This window comes from Pseudomonas sp. BRM28, from assembly GCF_002939405.1.
GTDB lineage: Bacteria > Pseudomonadota > Gammaproteobacteria > Pseudomonadales > Pseudomonadaceae > Aquipseudomonas > Aquipseudomonas palmensis.
This window is the reverse complement of sequence record NZ_PEFV01000001.1, coordinates 4,757,454-4,775,527: the sequence shown is the minus strand read 5'-3', so window position 1 is coordinate 4,775,527 and position 18,074 is coordinate 4,757,454. Positions and strand designations below refer to the sequence as shown.

At 66.7% G+C, this 18,074-nt stretch carries 15 protein-coding genes; 1 reads left to right on the top strand and 14 read right to left on the bottom strand.

Annotated elements, in window-relative coordinates; genetic code table 11:
* Positions 1-81 precede the first annotated feature (81 nt).
* The 10 genes from purD to CR917_RS22045 all read right to left on the bottom strand — a co-directional run bounded on the left by purD (position 82) and on the right by CR917_RS22045 (position 11,424).
* Positions 82-1,377, bottom strand: a complete 1,296-nt coding sequence (gene purD, locus CR917_RS22090) for a phosphoribosylamine--glycine ligase (protein ID WP_043860473.1) — start codon at positions 1,375-1,377, stop codon at positions 82-84.
* 123 nt (positions 1,378-1,500) lie between these two features.
* The gene (purH, locus tag CR917_RS22085; protein WP_058541562.1) at positions 1,501-3,108 is read right to left on the bottom strand and encodes a bifunctional phosphoribosylaminoimidazolecarboxamide formyltransferase/IMP cyclohydrolase; all 1,608 of its coding nucleotides are present in this window, start codon (positions 3,106-3,108) and stop codon (positions 1,501-1,503) included.
* 82 nt (positions 3,109-3,190) lie between these two features.
* Complete coding sequence (gene fis, locus CR917_RS22080) at positions 3,191-3,511, bottom strand: DNA-binding transcriptional regulator Fis (protein ID WP_003186237.1); 321 nt, start codon at positions 3,509-3,511, stop codon at positions 3,191-3,193.
* Complete coding sequence (gene dusB / locus CR917_RS22075; RefSeq protein ID WP_043860471.1) at positions 3,508-4,521, bottom strand: tRNA dihydrouridine synthase DusB; 1,014 nt, start codon at positions 4,519-4,521, stop codon at positions 3,508-3,510. The genes fis and dusB overlap by 4 nt, the downstream gene beginning before the upstream one ends.
* 207 nt (positions 4,522-4,728) lie before the next feature.
* Positions 4,729-6,060 carry a DUF3426 domain-containing protein gene (locus tag CR917_RS22070; protein ID WP_104572969.1) on the bottom strand — a complete coding sequence of 444 codons (1,332 nt, stop codon included), beginning with the start codon at positions 6,058-6,060 and terminating at the stop codon, positions 4,729-4,731.
* Positions 6,061-6,100: 40 nt separating this feature from the next.
* Positions 6,101-6,979 carry a 50S ribosomal protein L11 methyltransferase gene (prmA, locus tag CR917_RS22065; RefSeq protein WP_104572968.1) on the bottom strand — a complete coding sequence of 293 codons (879 nt, stop codon included), beginning with the start codon at positions 6,977-6,979 and terminating at the stop codon, positions 6,101-6,103.
* Between the two features lie 224 nt (positions 6,980-7,203).
* Entirely contained in the window at positions 7,204-8,310 is a 1,107-nt protein-coding gene (locus CR917_RS22060; protein WP_104572967.1) for an acetoin dehydrogenase dihydrolipoyllysine-residue acetyltransferase subunit, read from the bottom strand.
* A complete protein-coding gene (locus CR917_RS22055) occupies positions 8,307-9,326 on the bottom strand; it encodes an alpha-ketoacid dehydrogenase subunit beta (RefSeq protein ID WP_058541559.1) in 1,020 nt (339 codons plus the stop codon). Before CR917_RS22055 ends, CR917_RS22060 begins: the two co-directional genes overlap by 4 nt.
* 39 nt (positions 9,327-9,365) lie before the next feature.
* Positions 9,366-10,343, bottom strand: a complete 978-nt coding sequence (locus tag CR917_RS22050; RefSeq protein ID WP_043860466.1) for a thiamine pyrophosphate-dependent dehydrogenase E1 component subunit alpha — start codon at positions 10,341-10,343, stop codon at positions 9,366-9,368.
* Positions 10,344-10,365: 22 nt separating this feature from the next.
* Positions 10,366-11,424 (bottom strand): ATP-NAD kinase family protein, encoded by a 1,059-nt coding sequence (locus CR917_RS22045; RefSeq protein ID WP_043860465.1) that lies wholly within the window; start codon positions 11,422-11,424, stop codon positions 10,366-10,368.
* A gap of 268 nt (positions 11,425-11,692) precedes the next feature.
* Here CR917_RS22045 and CR917_RS22040 point away from each other — a divergent pair, with 268 nt between their 5' ends.
* The gene (locus tag CR917_RS22040; RefSeq protein WP_104572966.1) at positions 11,693-13,558 is read left to right on the top strand and encodes a sigma-54-dependent Fis family transcriptional regulator; all 1,866 of its coding nucleotides are present in this window, start codon (positions 11,693-11,695) and stop codon (positions 13,556-13,558) included.
* Positions 13,559-13,695: 137 nt separating this feature from the next.
* On the opposite strand, the gene accC is transcribed toward CR917_RS22040, so the two are convergent.
* The 4 genes from accC to CR917_RS22020 all read right to left on the bottom strand — a co-directional run bounded on the left by accC (position 13,696) and on the right by CR917_RS22020 (position 18,013).
* On the bottom strand, positions 13,696-15,051 hold the full coding sequence (accC, locus tag CR917_RS22035) for an acetyl-CoA carboxylase biotin carboxylase subunit (RefSeq protein WP_043860463.1): 1,356 nt from the start codon (positions 15,049-15,051) through the stop codon (positions 13,696-13,698).
* Between the two features lie 17 nt (positions 15,052-15,068).
* Entirely contained in the window at positions 15,069-15,527 is a 459-nt protein-coding gene (accB, locus tag CR917_RS22030) for an acetyl-CoA carboxylase biotin carboxyl carrier protein (RefSeq protein WP_043860462.1), read from the bottom strand.
* A gap of 91 nt (positions 15,528-15,618) precedes the next feature.
* A complete protein-coding gene (aroQ, locus tag CR917_RS22025; protein ID WP_043860461.1) occupies positions 15,619-16,071 on the bottom strand; it encodes a type II 3-dehydroquinate dehydratase in 453 nt (150 codons plus the stop codon).
* 172 nt (positions 16,072-16,243) lie between these two features.
* On the bottom strand, positions 16,244-18,013 hold the full coding sequence (locus CR917_RS22020) for a protein-disulfide reductase DsbD (RefSeq protein ID WP_104572965.1): 1,770 nt from the start codon (positions 18,011-18,013) through the stop codon (positions 16,244-16,246).
* Between the last annotated feature and the right edge of the window lie 61 nt (positions 18,014-18,074).

Genomic DNA, 18,074 nt, shown 5'->3' with positions numbered 1-18,074 from the left:
TCCTAGCCAAATGCCGGTTTGCAACTATGCGCGGCGTGCCAAGCCGAAGGCAAGGCCCCTTTGGAGCCTTGCCGTGTCAGCTTACTCCTGGTGCTCGCCACGTTCACGGGCGATGGCGCGGTAGCCGATGTCGGTGCGGTAGAAACTGCCGTCCCACTCGATTTCGGCGGCCAGGCGGTAGGCCTGCTGCTGCGCGGCTTCGACGGTCTCGCCCAGGGCAGTGGCACACAGTACGCGACCACCGCTGGTGACCACCTGGCCGTCCTTGAGGGCGGTACCGGCATGGAACACCTTGCCGGTGAGCTTGGCTGCGGCGTCCAGGCCGCTGATCGGTGCACCCTTGGCGTAGTCGCCCGGGTAGCCGCCGGCGGCCAGTACAACGCCCAGGCTCGGCTGCGGGTTCCACTGCGCTTCGACCTTGTTCAGGGCCTTGGCGAACGCCGCTTCGATCAGCAGCACCAGGCTCGATTCCAGGCGCAGCATCACCGGCTGGGTTTCCGGGTCGCCGAAGCGGCAGTTGAACTCGATGACCTTGGGGTTGCCGGCCTTGTCGATCATCAGCCCGGCATACAGGAAGCCGGTGTACACGTTGCCTTCGGCAGCCATGCCGTTGACGGTCGGCCAGATCACCTGGTCCATCACGCGCTGGTGGACTTCGGCAGTGACCACCGGGGCTGGCGAGTAGGCGCCCATGCCGCCGGTGTTGGGGCCGGTGTCGGCGTTGCCGACGCGCTTGTGGTCCTGGCTGGTGGCCATCGGCAGCACGTTCTGCCCGTCGACCATGACGATGAAGCTGGCTTCCTCGCCGTCGAGGAACTCTTCGATGACCACGCGCGAACCGGCGTCGCCGAAGGCATTGCCGGCGAGCATGTCGCGTACCGCGTCCTCGGCTTCAGCCAGGGTCATGGCGACGATCACGCCCTTGCCCGCGGCCAGGCCGTCGGCCTTGATCACGATCGGTGCGCCTTTTTCGCGCAGGTAGGCCAGGGCCGGCTCCACTTCGGTGAAGTTCTGGTAGTCGGCGGTCGGGATCTTGTGACGGGCCAGAAAGTCCTTGGTGAAGGCCTTGGAGCCTTCCAGCTGCGCCGCGCCCTTGGTGGGGCCGAAGCAGTCCAGGCCGCGGCTGCGGAACAGGTCGACCACGCCGGCCACCAACGGGCCCTCGGGGCCGACGATGGTCAGGGCGACGTTCTTCTCGGCGAAGTCGGCCAGTTGGTCCAGGGCGGTGACGTCGATGTCGACGTTCTTGCACTTGGCTTCGGTGGCGGTGCCGGCGTTGCCGGGGGCGACGAAGACAGTCTCGACGCGAGGGTCCTGGGCAACTTTCCAGGCCAGGGCGTGTTCGCGGCCGCCGCTACCGATGATCAAAACGTTCATGTCAAAACCTCGATGACGCTAATTCGGAGAGTAACTGTAGGAGCCGGCGTTGCCGGCGAAGGTCGCACCGCGTTGACCGGGCGGGCCCATTCGCCGGCAACGCCGGCTCCTACACGCAGTGGATCAGTGACGGAAGTGGCGCATGCCGGTGAACACCATCGCGATGCCGGCTTCGTCGGCCGCGGCAATCACCTCGGCATCACGCATCGAACCGCCCGGCTGGATCACCGCAGTGATACCCACCTTGGCCGCGTTGTCGATACCGTCGCGGAACGGGAAGAACGCATCCGAGGCCATGACCGCACCCTGTACCTGCAGGCCGGCATGCTCGGCCTTGATCGCGGCAATGCGCGCCGAGTTCACGCGGCTCATCTGGCCGGCGCCGACACCGATGGTCTGGCGGTTCTTGGCATAGACGATGGCGTTGGACTTGACGTACTTGGCCACTTTCCAGGCGAAGATCAGGTCGTGGATTTCCTGCTCGGTCGGCGCACGCTTGGTCACCACCTTCAGGTCGCCCTCGGTGATCATGCCGATGTCGCGGCTCTGTACCAGCAGGCCGCCGGTGACGCGCTTGTAGTCCCAGGCAGCGGCACGCTCGGCCGACCACTGGCCGCACGCCAGCAGGCGCACGTTGGCCTTGGCGGCCACCACGGCGCGGGCTTCTTCGCTCACGCTCGGGGCGATGATCACTTCGACGAACTGACGCTCGACGATGGCCTTGGCGGTTTCGGCATCCAGCTCGCGGTTGAACGCGATGATGCCGCCGAAGGCTGATTCGGTATCGGTGGCGTAGGCCAGCTCGTAGGCCTGGCGGATGCCGCCCTCGGCGTCCGGGCTGACGGCCACGCCGCACGGGTTGGCGTGCTTGACGATCACGCAGGCCGGCTTGACGAAGCTCTTGACGCATTCCAGCGCGGCGTCGGTGTCGGCCACGTTGTTGTACGACAGCTCCTTGCCCTGCAGCTGGGTGGCGGTGGCGATGCCGGCCTCGCTCGGCTTGGCCTCGACGTAGAACGCCGCGCTCTGGTGCGGGTTCTCGCCGTAGCGCATTTCCTGGGCCTTGACGAACTGGCTGTTGAAGGTGCGCGGGAACTGGCTGCGGTCTTCGGTGCTCAGGGTGTCGGCCGACTGGTTCACGGTGCCCATGTAGTTGGCGATCATGCCGTCGTAGGCGGCGGTGTGCTCGAACGCCTTGAGCATCAGGTCGAAGCGCTGGGCGTAGGTCAGGCCACCGGCCTTGAGGCTCTCGAGTACCTGGCCGTAGTCGCTGGCGTTGACCACGATGGCCACGTCCTTGTGGTTCTTGGCCGCCGAGCGAACCATGGTCGGGCCGCCGATGTCGATGTTCTCGATGGCGGTCGGCAGGTCGCAGCCCGGCTTGGAGATGGTGGCTTCGAAGGGGTACAGGTTGACGGCGACCAGGTCGATCGGCTTGATCCCGTGCTCGGCCATGATGGCGTCATCGGTACCGCGACGGCCGAGGATGCCACCGTGGATCTTGGGGTGCAGGGTCTTGACCCGGCCGTCCATCATTTCGGCAAAGCCGGTGTAGTCGGCAACTTCCACCGCGGCGACGCCATTGTCCTGGAGCAACTTGAAGGTGCCACCGGTGGACAGGATCTCGACGCCGAGCTGTTGCAGCTCACGGGCGAATTCGAGGATTCCGGTCTTGTCGGAAACGCTGATCAAGGCGCGGCGGATCGGCAGGCGGGTAGTCTGGTCGGTCATTTCAGATTCCATAACGCGGTGGAGTCAGCAAAAAAGGCGACCTCATCGAATGGGAGCCGCCTTTTCTGGTGTGGATTCGTTGTTACAGCAGATCGTACTGCTTGAGCTTCTTGCGCAAGGTGCCCCGGTTGAGCCCCAGCAGCTCGCTGGCCTTGGTCTGGTTGCCCTTGACGTAGTTCATCACGCTTTCGAGCAAGGGTGCCTCGACTTCAGAGAGCACCAGGTTGTACACGTCCGTGACAGCAGCGCCCTCGAGGTGCGCAAAGTAGTTGTGCAGCGCCTTCTCCACGCTCCCGCGAAGGGTCTGGCCCTCTTCGCTCGGGGTGTTCAGGTGCTGTTTCAGGTTGACGTTGTCGCTCACGGGCGTTGTTCCACTCACTAAAGTCTCGGTCATCATCGTCATGCGGCCACCCCTTGTCCGTCCTCTGTCTCAAGGCTCTGTTCACGTTCGCGGAAAAACTCGCGAACGTCGGCGCACTGCGCGTGTGTTTCTTCCAAACCATTGAAGCGGGCGCGAAACTCCCTGGCGCCCGGTAACGTTGCCAGGTACCAGCCCACATGCTTGCGGGCGATACGCACACCCATCACATCGCCATAGAAGGCGTGCAGCGCGGCCAGGTGCTCCAGCAGAATTCGTTCCACTTCAGCCAACTGCGGTGCCGGCAACAGCTCGCCGGTGCGCAGGTAGTGCTCGACCTCGCGAAAGATCCACGGCCGCCCCTGGGCGGCGCGGCCGATCAGCAGGCCGTCGGCGCCGGTGGCGTCGAGCACCTGTCGGGCCTTTTGCGGCGACGTGATGTCGCCATTGGCAAATACCGGTATCGACACCGCCTGCTTGATGGCGGCGATGGTGTCGTACTCGGCGTCGCCGGTGTACAGGTCGGCACGGGTGCGGCCATGTACGGCCAGTGCCTGAATGCCTGCCTGCTCGGCGATCTTCGCCACGGTCAGGCCATTCTTGTTGTCCCGGTCCCAGCCGGTGCGGATCTTGAGGGTAACGGGTACGTCCACGGCGGCGACCACCGCCTGGAGGATCTCGTTGACCAGTACTTCATCCTTCAATAAAGCAGAGCCTGCAGCTTTGTTGCAGACTTTTTTTGCCGGGCAGCCCATGTTGATATCGATGATCTGCGCGCCGGCCTCGACATTGGCCCGGGCCGCGGCCGCGAGCATCTGCGCGTCACCGCCGGCGATCTGCACCGAGCGGGGCTCGGGATCGCCATCGTGAATCATGCGCAGGCGCGACTTGCGGCTGTTCCACAGGCTCATGTCGCTGCTGACCATTTCGGACACCACCAGGCCTGCGCCCATTCGTCGGCACAGCTGACGAAAAGGCTGGTCCGTGACCCCGGCCATCGGGGCAAGGATCAGGGCGTTCTGCAGTGTGTATGGGCCGATGCGTACCGCCGACATAGGAGTTCCCTGTTGTGGGGGCCGATCTTAGAGTTCGAAAAAGGGTGGGCATGATACCCGCTCTCGGTGACCGGATAAAGGTCGATCTGGATAAAATATGAACAGTTTGAGCGGCAAGCGACAAGCTTCAAGCCCCAGCCAAAAGCAGGAGTGGCGTGATACCGCGCTTTTCTCTTGCCGCCTGAAGCTTGCCGCTGGTCGCTGGGTTTACTCCGGCGAGCGGAAGCTCAGGCTGTAGTTGACCGCCTTCGGGCCCGGATCGAGGATGTCCAGGGCGATGTGGATCGGGGTCTGGCTGGGCATTTCGGCCTTGCCGGCCAGCTCGCCGCTCAGGTACTCGCCGGGCTTGAAGCGACGGCTGGCGATCAGTTGGCCGTTGAGGTCGGCAAACCGCAGCTCCAGCAGCGGGAATGGCTGCGAGAAGGGCGCACGATTGTAGATGATCGCGTCCACGATCAACGCGCCGGCAAAGTCCGGGTGGCTGCGGACCACCAGGTTGCTGCTCTTGATGCGGGCGATGTCGACCTTGGAAGGCACTTCGCAGCCCAGTTGCGGGCACAGCTGCTGGAACCAGGGGCGGTACTGGTCCTGGCGGGCCAGTTCGTCGAAGTGATAGGCGATGTACTGGCCAGCCAGTGCCGCGCCAGCCAGCAGAGTCAGCAGCGCCCACAGCAGGCGCCGGCCCCAGTGGCTGCGCGGCTTCTGCCAGTCGAGCTGCAGCGGGTCGTCGACGATGTCGACCAGCGCCGGCTTGCGCGGCGAGCGTGCGGCCATCGGGCCAAGGTCGGGTTCGTGGCGGGTATTCGGGGCGTCGTCGAGCGCCGGGTCCGGCGTATCGGGCTCATCACCCGGGTCGCGTGCCGACAGGTGCTCGGCCACCACGTCGGGGTCGTGGAGGGGCTGCTCGCGCAGCGGGGGCTCGTCATCCAGGCCGTCCAGGTCCAGCGACAGCGAGGGTTCGGTGCGCTCGCCCGGCAGCGCCACGACAGCCGGGACGGGTTCGTCGACCAGCGGCGGCTGCGGCGTTGCCTGGGCTTCGCGTTCGTCGGCGGGGCTGCTGAACAGGCTGTCGGTGTACGAGGTGTCGTCTGGGCCGTCGCGCTGGGCGCTGAGGCTGTCCTCGCGGCGTGGCGCCAGGTCGAAGTCTTCGGCCTGGCTGCGCTTGAACTCGCTGATCGGCTGGATTTCGCGTTGCTCCAGGCGGGCGAGTTCCTGGTCGAGGTCCAGTTGGTCGAGGTCGACGTCCAGCGCGCTGGCCGTCCATTCGCGCTGGCTGATCGGCGCGGGGGCCGACGGCGCTGGCTGCGGTGCATGTTCGGGTTCGGCCACCGGCGCAGGCAACGGCGTTGCCGGCGGCAGCGCGGGGGCCACCTGCAGCGCCTGTTGCGCTGCACTCTGCTCCAGCAGTTGCTTGGCGGCGTTGAATACCTGCAGGCAATTGCCGCAGCGCACTACCCCGCGGGCCACACTCAATTGAGTGTGGCTGACGCGAAAGCTGGTCTGGCAATGCGGGCACTGGGTGACGAAACTGTCGGTCATGCGGCGGTCCGGGTTGTGCAGAGTTGTAGTCTAGGCGCAGTTAGCGCCGGCGACCACTGATGCGTACCCAGCCATCGCGCACGGCGATCGGGTCCAGGTCGAAGTCCTTGGCGTAGGCGGCGGCCACTTCATCGCCCTGTTCGGCGAGGATGCCCGACAGCGCCAGCAGGCCGCCGGGGCGTACCAGGCCGGACAGCTGCGGGGCCAGCGAGACCAGCGGGCCGGCGAGGATGTTGGCCACCAGCACGTCGGCCTGCATGGTCGGCATGTCCTGGGGCAGGTACAGGTCGAACAGCGCGTCGGCGATGCCGTTGCGCCCGGCATTGTCGCGCGAGGCCTCGATGGCCTGCACGTCGATGTCGGTGCCCACCGCCTTGCGTGCGCCCAGCAGCAGCGCGGCGATGGCGAGGATGCCCGAGCCGCAGCCGAAGTCGAGTACTTCAGTGCCGTTCAGGTCCTGGCCGTCGAGCCATTCCAGGCACAGGGCGGTGGTCGGGTGGGTGCCGGTGCCGAACGCCAGGCCCGGGTCGAGCAGCAGGTTGACGGCGTCCGGCTCGGGGGCGGCGTGCCAGCTGGGCACGATCCACAGGCGCTGGCCGAAGCGCATGGGCTGGAAGTTGTCCATCCAGCTGCGTTCCCAGTCCTGGTCTTCGATCACTTCGGCCTGGTGCTCGGGCAGGGCGGCCCCGGTCAGCAGTTGCAGGTGGGCAAACACTGCCTCGGGTTCGGCGTCGGCTTCGAACAGGGCCAGCAGGTGGGTGTGCGACCACAGCGGGGTGGTGTTGAGGTCCGGTTCGAAGATCGGCTGGTCTTCGGCGTCCATGAAGGTGACGGAGACGGCGCCGACTTCGAGCAGGGCATCTTCGTAGGTTTCGGCTTGTTCCGGGCTGATGGCCAGACGTACTTGCAGCCAGGGCATGGCGGGCACCTTTGGGTAATTCGTGGAGGGCAGCCGCTGGGGGCTGCGCGAAGCGCGCCAGTTTACTTGAGTGCGAGGGGTTTGTATCGGGGGCGCTGCAGTGTCTGTACTGGCGTGATCGCGGGTCAAGCCCGCTCCCACAGAGACGGCAGTGATCCCTGTGGGAGCGGGCTTGACCCGCGATCGGGCTGCAGAGCAGCCCTCGAGACACAAACCGGTGCTGGTCAGTGCCCGCGCAAAAACGCCAGCAGTCGCGCATTGACCTGCTCGGCCGCTTCCAGCTGCACCATGTGCCCCTGGCCCGGCAGTATCGCCACCTCGGCTGGCAGGCCGTCCACATGGGTGGCCGGGATGATCGCGTCATCGCTGCCCCACAGCACCAGCGTCGGCTGCTGCGCCACCACCGGGCGCAGATCGTGATGCTGCACGCCGTCGCTGGCCAGTGCGTCGGCCAGTTGTCGCAGGGCCTCGTCCACCCCCTCCAGGCGCTTGAACCTGAGCATGTCCTCGAGCATCTGCCGGGTCACCAGCCCGGGGTCGGAGAACAGCTGCGTCATCTGCGGCTTCAGGGCGTTGCGGTTGGCCGCCGCAACGATGCCCTGCAGGTAGCCGCCATTGATCTCGCGCCCCAGCCCGGCGCTGGCGATCAGGCTCAGCGACTGCACCCGCGCAGGTGCCAGCCGCGCCAGGTTCAAGGCCACCGCACCACCCATGGAGTGCCCGGCCAGGTGCACGCGCCCCAGGTCCAGGTGATCGAGCAGGGCCAGCACGCTCTGGCTCAGCTCATCCAGGTCGCCGCGTTGCAGGTGCTTGCCCGACTCGCCATGCCCGGGCAGGTCGAGGGCGATCACCCGGCGCTCGGCGGCCAGCGCCGGGTGGTTGAACATCCAGTTGTTCAGGTCGCCGCAGAAGCCGTGGATCAACACCAGCGGCGTACCGCCTTCGCCGAGGTCGAAGTAGCGCACCCGGTGCCCGTCCAGCTCGACTTTCTGCGGCGCCGGGCCGCTGTCCTGCTCGGCGCCGTCACCGGGCACGAACTCGGCCTGAAAGCGCTGTACCACCGCATCGATCTGCGCGTCGCTGGCCTCGCCCTCGACCACCACGGCCAGCAGCGCCCCCACTGCCAGGGTCTCGTCGGGCCTGGCGATCTGACGGCGCAGCACGCCGCTGAACGGGGCCTCGACGCTGCTGGAGATCTTGTCGGTCTCCACGTCCAGCACCTCGTCGCCCTTGCTGATGTGCTCGCCTTCCTGCTTGAGCCAGGTGTCGATGCGCCCCTCGGTCATCGACAGGCCCCACTTGGGCATGGTCAGGGTATGGATCTGGCTCATGCCGCGTCCCTCCCTTTCATCACTGTGTGCACGGCAGCCTCGATCTTGGCGGCGGTGGGGATGTAGAGGTCTTCCAGCGCGTCGGAGAACGGCACCGGGGTGTGCGGCGCAGTGACCATCTCGATCGGGCCCTTGAGTGCGCCGAAGGCTTTCTGCGCCACCAGCGCACTGATGTCGGTGGCCATCGAGCAGCGCGGGTTGGCTTCGTCGATCACCACCAGGCGGCCGGTCTTTTCCACGCTTTCGAGAATGCTGTCTTCATCCATCGGGCTGGTGGTGCGCAGGTCGAGCACCTCGCAGTCGATGCCCTGGCGTGCCAGGTTGGCCGCCGCCTCCATGGCCAGGTGGACCATGCGCCCGTAGGTCACCAGAGTGATGTCGTCGCCGTCACGCAAGAAGTTGGCCTCGCCGAACGGCACGGTGTAGACCTCTTCCGGCACTTCGCCCTGCAGGCTGTAGAGCAGCTTGTGCTCGCAGAAGATCACCGGGTCGTTGTCGCGGATCGCCTGGATCAGCAGGCCCTTGGCGTCATACGGCGACGACGGGCACACCACCTTCAGGCCCGGGATGTGGGTCCACAGCGAGGTGAGCATCTGCGAGTGCTGGGCGGCGGCGCGCAGGCCGGCGCCGACCATGGTGCGCATCACCAGCGGGGTGACCGCCTTGCCGCCGTACATGTAGCGAAACTTGGCTGCCTGGTTGAGGATCTGGTCCAGGCAGCAGCCGGCAAAGTCGACGAACATCAGTTCGCACACCGGGCGCAGGCCCTGGGTGGCGGCGCCGACCGCTGCGCCCACATAGCCGATTTCCGATAGCGGCGCGTCCAGCACGCGGCCGGGGAACTGCCCGTAAAGGCCCTTGGTGACGCCGAGCACACCGCCCCAGGCGTCATTCTCGCCCGGTGCACCGGCACCGCCGGCGACGTCCTCGCCAATGATGAACACCGTGGGGTCGCGGCGCATTTCCTGGGCCAGGGCTTCGTTGATGGCCTGCTGGTAGCTGATTTTTCTCGCCATGATGATTCTCCGATTGTTCTTGTTGTAAGGGCAGCGTGCTCAGGGGTAGGCGACGTACACGTCGCTGAGCAGGTCGGCAGGCTGGGGCTTGGGGTCGGACTTGGCGCGGCGCACGGCGTCTTCGATCAGGTCCTCGACCTGGGCATCCACCAGGTCCAGCTGGGCGTCACCGAGCAGCCCGGCGCGGGTGGTGCGCTGGCGGAACTGCATCAGGCAGTCGCGGGTTTCGCGCAGGTTCTTCACCTCGTCCGGGGCGCGGTAGGTTTGCGCGTCGCCTTCGAAGTGGCCGTAGTAGCGGGTCAGCTTGACCTCCACCAGCGACGGGCCCTGACCGCTGCGGGCACGCTCGATGGCGGCGCCGGCCGCCTCGTGCACGGCAAAGAAGTCGTAGCCGTCGATGGTCACCCCGGGCATGCCGAAGCCGGCGGCGCGGTCGGCGATGTGGTCGCACGCCACCGACCAGTTGGAGGCGGTGGCCTCGGCGTAGCCGTTGTTCTCGGCCACGAAGATGCACGGCAGGTTCATGATCGCGGCCAGGTTCATGGCCTCGAACACCGCACCCTCGTTGGAGCCGCCGTCGCCGAAGAACACCACGGCCACGTCATCGGTGCCCTTGAGCTTGGCCGCCAGGGCAGCGCCGGCCACCAGGGGCGCGCCGGCGCCGACGATGCCGTTGGCGCCGAGCATGCCCTTTTCCAGGTCGGCGATATGCATCGAACCGCCCTTGCCGCCGCACACGCCGGTCTTCTTGCCGTAGATCTCGGCCATCATGCCGTGCACGTCCACGCCCTTGGCGATGCAGTGGCCGTGGCCGCGGTGGTTGGAGGCGATGCAGTCGCTGTCGCGCAGGTGCGCCATGACCCCGGCGGCCGACGCCTCTTCGCCGGCATACAGGTGCACGAAGCCTGGGATCTCGCCGGTGGCGAACTCGATGTGCAGGCGCTCTTCGAAGGCGCGGATGGTGCGCATGACCCGGTAGGCATGCAGGAGTTGCTCGGTGTTCAGGTGAGTGGACATCTTGTTGTTCTCCAGGGTTGTCTCAGCACTGAGGGTGCGCAGGGTGTTGCGGGTGTTCGCGGCCTACCGCCAGCAGGCGATGGCGGGCGGCGAAGGCCAGTACGGCCTCCACGTCGATGCTCAGGGGGCCGTGGGCGTCGAGGGTGACGGTGGGACGGTCGTGCTCGCTGAACTCGATCTCGCGCTCGCCGTCCAGCGCCAGGGTGCCGCTGGACAGGCTCAGGGAGTAGGCGACGCCCGGTGCCAGCGGGCCGGCGGCGGTGATGCCGCAGCCTTGCACCAGGCCAGGGGCCAGCGGCGCCAGCAGCGCCTGTTCGGCCTGGCCGTTAAGACGCACCCAGGCCCCTTCGGCGGCGTGGCGCGACACCGGGCACCACAGCCCGCACAGCGCCGAGAGGCCGATGGCGTGGGGTTCGGCGAAGGTGGCGAAGACTTCGGCAAGGTCTTCGGCGCGGCTCAGGGCGCGGGCGCCGATGAAGCGCTGCGGCGACACCGCGACTTCCACCAGCGCCCACTCGCACAGCTCCCGCGCCGGGTCGCGCACCAGCAGGCGCTTGTTGCGGCGCAGGCCCACCTGGGCCGGGATGCGCCCGGCGGCGAACAGCCCGCCGGCCAGCCCGGCGCTGGTGGCCTCGCGCAATTCGGGGAAGGCGTTGTTGGTACCGGTGGAAAGGGTCAGCAGCGGAATGTCGCCGACCTCGGCGGCCACCGCCTTATGGGTGCCGTCGCCGCCGAGCACGGCGATCAGTGCGACCCCGCGGGCGAGCATCTGGCGCGCGGCCAGGCGGGTGTCCTCCACGGTCTGGCGCAGCGGCATGTCGAGGATGTCCAGTTGCGGCCAGCGCTGGCCGGCGGCCTGTGGGCCGTTGCTGGCCTTGAGCACGGCGGCGGCGATGCCGGTCATATCCGGCGGCAGCAGCACGCGCCGGATGCCGGTGGCGGCGAAGGCTGCCAGCAGGCGTTGCACGGCCGAGGCCTTGTCGGTGCTGGAGTACAGGCCGGCGCTGGCGGTAAGCCTGCGCAGGTCGCGGCCCGAGGCCGGGTTGACGATGATGCCCACGGTGGGGGCGGGATGGCTCATGGCGCACCTCTGGTTCTTGTGTACCAGGGCTGGAGCAAGGGTGGTGCCAGGTCGGGTGAAAGGCTTGACCCAGAGCCTTTGTGCAGCATTGCAGGGGCGTGCTCGCGGGGCGTCGGCAAGACGCTGCGTTGCAGTGCGGGCAGCGCCGCGGCGAGACGCCGAGACGCTGCGTCTCACGGCGCCGCTTGCCCAGGCGGTGCTTGTCGGGGCCTGGCAAACGGCGCTTAATGGGCCGCATAACGACAAGAACACGAGAACCGGAGGCCCCATGCTTGCCGCGAACTCCAGAGCCCACGTCGACTGTGTCAGCCGTGTGCTCAAGAATGCCGACCGCCAGCCCCAGGCGCCGGTACCGCCGTTGATCCTCGACTCCTGGCGCCGCTCGATGGAGCAGCACCGCCTCGACCCTTCCTCGCAGCAAGGGCCGCGCATCCTGTCGCAAACCCTGCTCAACGAATGCCGCGAACGCGCCGAGCTGTTCATGCGCATTGCCAGCGATGCGGTGGCGCGCCTGCACGAGCGGGTGCGCGGTGCCGACTACTGCGTGCTGCTGACCGACGCGCAGGGTCGCACCATCGACTACCGCGTCGACGCCGCGCTGCGCAACGACTGCCGCAAGGCCGGCCTGTACCTGGGCACCTGCTGGTCGGAAGGCGAGGAGGGCACCTGCGGGGTGGCGGCGGTACTGACCAGCCAGGTGCCGGTCACGGTGCACAAGCGCGATCACTTTCGCGCCGCTTTCATCGGCCTGACCTGCTCGGCGGCGCCGGTGTTCGACCCGCAGGGCAAGCTGCTGGGGGTGGTCGACGTGTCGGCGCTGCAGTCGCCGGACGACCGGCGCAGCCAGCACCTGATCCGCCAACTGGTGGTGCAGACCGCGCGGGAGATCGAGAACGCTTTTTTCATGCACAACGCCCAGGCGCATTGGGTGCTGCGGGCGCACAGCGCGCCGGGGTACGTGGACAGCCAGCCGGACTTTCTGCTGGCCTGGGATGCCGACGGACGCCTGCAGGCGCTCAACAGCCTGGCGCGCTCGGCATTGCTCTCGCGCTACGGCGAGCTGCCGGCGCATATCGGCCAGCTGTTCGACCTGGACCAGTTGCGCGCGGTGACCGACGAGTCGGCCCAGCGCCTGAGCTGGCGCGCCGATGGCGATGCGCTGCATGTGCGGGTCAGCTCGCCACAGCGTCCGGCGCGGGTGGTGCCGGTGCCGGGCGGGGTGGATGCACGGGTGGAGGAAAGCCTGCGCCTGGCGGTGCGGGTCAAGAACTGCAACCTGGCGGTGCTGGTGGTGGGCGAGACCGGTGCGGGCAAGGAGGTGTTCGCGCGCCAGTTGCATGAACGCAGCGCGCGGGCCGGCAAGCCGTTCGTGGCGCTCAACTGCGCGGCGATTCCCGAGAGTCTGATCGAGAGCGAGCTGTTCGGCTATGTGGCCGGGGCGTTTACCGGGGCCTCCAGCAAGGGCATGCGCGGGCTGCTGCAGCAGGCCGATGGCGGCACGCTGTTTCTCGACGAGATCGGCGACATGCCGCTGGCCTTGCAGACCCGCCTGCTGCGGGTGCTGGCCGAAGGCGAGGTGGCGCCGCTGGGTGCGGCCAGGCGCGAGCGTGTGGATATCCAGGTGATCTGCGCCACGCACCGCGACCTGGCGGCGCGGGTGGCCGACGGGCGCTTTCGCGAAGACCTGTACTTTCGCCTGGCCAATGCGCGCTTCGAGCTGCCGCCGCTGCGCGAGCGCAGTGACCGGCTGGCCTTGATCAACCGCTTGCTGGCCGAGGAGGCAGCCGGTTGCGGGGTGGACGTGGGCTTGAGCGAGGCAGCGCTGGAGTGCCTGCTGGGGTATCGCTGGCCGGGTAACCTGCGCCAGTTGCGCCAGGTGCTGCGTTACGCCTGCGCGGTGTGCGCCGGTGGCACGCTGCAGTTGCAGGACCTGCCGGCGGATGTGCGCGGGGCGCAGGTGCAGGGCCAGGTGCAGGCCAGCATGAGCCCGCAGCGCCAGGTGCTGCTGGAGGCGCTGGTACGCCATCGCTGGAAACCGGGGGAGGCGGCCAAGGCGTTGGGTATTTCGCGGGCCACCTTGTACCGGCGGGTGCATGCGCATGGCATCGAGATGCCGCGCATGGGTCAGCATTAGGCGGCACGCCTTCGCCGGCAAGGCCGGCTCCTACAGATTCGACGTTCCCCTGTAGGAGCCGGCCTTGCCGGCGAAGAAGGCAACACAAAAAAAAGACCCCGGCACCAGGCCGGGGTCTTTTTCACATCACACCTGCATCACTCGTCGTTGGCGAGCTTGTGTTCCAGGTAGTGAATGTTCACGCCACCTTTGCAGAAACCTTCATCGCGCACCAGTTCGCGGTGCAGCGGGATGTTGGTCTTGATGCCGTCGACGACGATCTCGTCCAGCGCATTGCGCATGCGCGCCATGGCTTCGTCACGGTCCTTGCCGTAGGTGATCAGCTTGCCGATCAGCGAGTCGTAGTTCGGCGGTACCGCATAGCCACTGTACAGGTGCGAGTCGACGCGAACGCCGTTGCCGCCCGGTGCGTGGAAATGCTTGACGGTACCCGGGCTCGGAATGAACTTCTTCGGGTCTTCGGCGTTGATCCGGCACTCCAGCGAGTGACCGCGAATCACCACGTCATCCTGGGTGAACGACAGCTTGTTGCCAGCGGCGATGCTGAGCATCTCCTTGACGATGTCGATACCGGTGACCATCTCCGAAACCGGGTGCTCCACCTGAACACGGGTGTTCATTTCGATGAAGTAGAACGCGCCGTTCTCGTAGAGGAACTCGAAGGTGCCGGCACCACGGTAGCCGATGTCGATGCACGCCTTGACGCAGCGGGCGAAGACTTCCTGGCGGGCCTTTTCGTCGATGCCCGGGGCTGGCGCTTCTTCCAGCACCTTCTGGTGGCGGCGCTGCAGCGAGCAGTCGCGGTCACCCAGGTGCACGGCGTTGCCCTGGCCGTCGGACAGTACCTGGACTTCCACGTGACGCGGGTTGGTCAGGAACTTCTCCAGGTACACCATCGGGTTGCCGAAGGCGGCGCCGGCTTCGCTGCGGGTCAGCTTGGCCGAGGCGATCAGGTCCTCTTCCTTGTGCACCACGCGCATGCCGCGACCACCACCGCCACCGGCGGCCTTGATGATCACCGGGTAGCCGACTTCACGGCCGATGCGCAGGGCTTCTTCCTCGTCTTCCGGCAGCGGGCCGTCGGAACCCGGAACGGTCGGTACGCCGGCCTTGATCATCGCGTCCTTGGCCGACACCTTGTCGCCCATCAGGCGGATGGTGTCGGCCTTGGGGCCGATGAAGGCGAAGCCGGAGTTCTCGACCTGCTCGGCGAAATCGGCGTTTTCCGCGAGGAAACCGTAGCCTGGGTGAATGGCGGTGGCGCCGGTCACTTCAGCGGCTGCGATGATCGCCGGGATGTGCAGGTAGGAGTGGGTGGCCGAAGCCGGGCCAATGCATACCGATTCGTCGGCCAGGCCCAGGTGCATCAGCTCGCGGTCGGCGGTGGAGTGCACGGCGACGGTCTTGATGCCCATCTCTTTGCAGGCGCGCAGGATCCGCAGGGCAATTTCCCCGCGGTTGGCGATCAGGACTTTTTCCAACTTGGCTGGCATCGTTGGTTCTCCGCGGTTCAAACGATGGTGAACAGCGGCTGGTCGTACTCAACCGGCTGGCCGTCTTCTACCAGAATGGATTCGATCACACCGCTGGTTTCAGCTTCGATGTGGTTCATCATTTTCATGGCTTCGACGATGCACAGGGTGTCGCCTTTCTTCACGGTCTGGCCGACTTCGACGAAGGCAGGCGAGGTAGGCGAGGCTTTGCGGTAGAAGGTACCGACCATTGGCGAGCGGGCCACGGTGCCGTTGAGCTTCGGCGCGGCTGGCGCTTCGGCGGCAGCCGGGGCAGCGGCGGCCACAGGGGCGGCGGCCGGTGCGGCAGCCATCGGGGCTGGCGCGTAGTACTGCTGGGCCGGGGTCTTGCTGTGGCGGCTGATACGGACGGACTCTTCGCCTTCCTTGATCTCCAGCTCGTCGATGCCAGACTCTTCCAGCAGTTCGATCAGTTTCTTGACTTTACGGATATCCATTAATCATCAACTCCCAAGGGTCGGTCAGGGTCGTATAAACGTGAATGTTAACGTTCGTACACGGCCCGGCCTGCGGCCAGGCTTCGGTTATTCAGGGTTTGGCGTGCGCTGCCAGGTGTTCCAGGGCGGACTCCAGGGCCAGGCGATAGCCGGTGGCGCCCAGGCCGCAGATCACCCCTACGGCGACGTCTGAAAAGTAGGAGTGGTGGCGAAACGGCTCGCGCTTGTGCACGTTGGACAGATGCACTTCGATGAATGGGATGCTCACCGCCAGCAATGCGTCACGTAATGCGACGCTTGTGTGCGTGAAAGCCGCCGGATTGATCAGGATGAAGTCCACCCCTTCGTTGCGTGCGGCGTGGATGCGATCGATCAGTTCGTACTCGGCATTGCTTTGCAGGTATTGCAGATGGTGGCCGGCGGCGCGTGCACGCTGCTCCAGGTCCTGGTTGATCTGGGCCAGGGTCACGGCCCCGTAGACGCCCGGTTCGCGGGTGCCTAGCAGGTTCAGGTTGGGGCCATGCAGCACCAGTAGCGTTGCCATCTGCGGTTCCTTTTATTGTCGGGCAAAAACGTAGCGCGGCGACTATGCCGCAAACTGCCGAGCACTGTCCAGTTACCTGCAATAGCCAGCACGATGACCGAGATTCGCGCGAAATTTATGACTATCTTGCCAATTTCGGTCATCCGTGGCGCTTTTCAAGCGGCCCCAGCAGTTATAGACCCACTTCGCTGCGAATGCGCGCCAGGTGTTCGGCAAATTCGCCGGCTTTTACCTCGCCTATCACCCTGCTGTCGGTTTTTTCGCTGCCGTTCGCGGCAAACACCAGGAAGCCCGGCGGGCCGAACAGCTGGTAGCGGTCCAGCAGCGCGCGTTGCTCGGCGTTGCTTTCGGTGATGTCGAACCGTACCAGGCGGTAGCCCTGCAGTTGCGCCTGCACGGCCGGATCGCCGAGTACGTCATGCTCGATCACCTTGCAACTGATGCACCAGTCGGCGTACCAGTCCAGCAGCAGCGGTTGCCCGGCCGCCCTGGCCTCGGCCAGCAGGCCATCCAGGGCGGCGGGGGTGTTCACCGTCTGCCAGGCGCTGACCGGTGCGGCCGAGGGGGTGCTGGCGGGGGCGGGGAGTGGCCGCAGCGGGTCGGCCTGGCCACTGAAGGCGCCGTACCAGCAGGCCAGCGCGTAGGCCAGCAGCAACAGGCCGAGCAGCTGCGCCAGGCGCTGGCCGGTGGTCTTCACGCCGAATTCCAGGGCGCCGAGGAACAGCGCCACGCCGGCTGCAAGCAGGCCGATCAGCAGCAGGGTGAGCGGGCCGGGCAGCACGCGGCTGAGCAGGCCGATGGCCAGGCCCAGCAGCAGCACGCCGATGGCGTTCTTCACCGTGACCAGCCACGGCCCGCTTTTGGGCAGCCAGGCCGCACCGCCGGTGGCCACCAGCAGCAGCGGCGCGCCCATGCCCAGGCCCAGCGCGAAGAGTTTCAGCGCCCCGCCGATGGCATCGCCGCTGGCGCTTATATATAGCAGCGCACCGGCCAGTGGCGCCGACACGCAGGGCGAGACCAGCAGGCTGGAAACCACCCCGAGTACGGCGGCGCCCAGCAGCGAGCCGCCCTTGGTCTGCCCGGCCACGCGGTCCAGGCGGCTGCTGATGAACTGCGGCAGCTTCAGTTCGAACAGGCCGAACATGGCCAGGGCGAATACCACGAAGAATGCCGCGAAGGGCACCAGCACCCAGGCCGATTGCAGGCGTGCCTGCAAATTGAGCTGGGCACCGAACAGGCCCATCAGCGCGCCGAGCAGGGCGAAGCAGGCGGCCATCGGCAGCACGTAGGCCAGCGACAGGGCCAGGCCGCGACCGCCACCGACCTGGCCACGCAGCACCACCCCGGAAAGGATCGGCAGCATCGGCAGCACGCAGGGGGTGAAAGTCAGGCCGACGCCGGCAAGAAAGAACAGCAGCATTTCCTTCCAGCTCCAGGCATTGCTGCTGGCCGGGGCGGCGGCGGTGGACGCGGCGCCGACGCCGTCGATGCTCAGGCGCTCGGTTTCTGGCGGGTAGCACAGGCCCTTGTCGGCGCAGCCCTGATAGCTCACCACCAGGGTGAAGGGGCGCTGGTCGGCAGTGCGTGGCAGGTCGATGTCGAGGATGCCGTGGTACACCTCGACGTCGCCGAAGTACTCGTCGTGCTTGGCCTCGCCGGCAGGTAGCTGCGCGGTGCCCAGGGCGATGTCGGCAGGTTCGGTACGGAACTGGAAGCGGTGGCGATAGAGGTAGTAGCCCTCGGTGGTGACGAAGCGCAGCTTGATGGCCTGGGCGTCGCCCTGGATCAGGTTGAGCTTGAAGGCTTCGCGCACGGGCAGGAAGTCGGCGCTGTTGTTCAGGCCCGGTGCGCCGAGGGTGGCGCTGGGGCGGTTGTCGAGCAGCCCGGCGCCCATGGCGGGCAGGGCCAGGACCAGAAGCAGGAGGCAAAGCAGGCGACGCATGAGCGGTCTCGCTGGGGGGAACGTGGGGGCAATGATAACGGAGTTTGAGCAGGAGTAATCG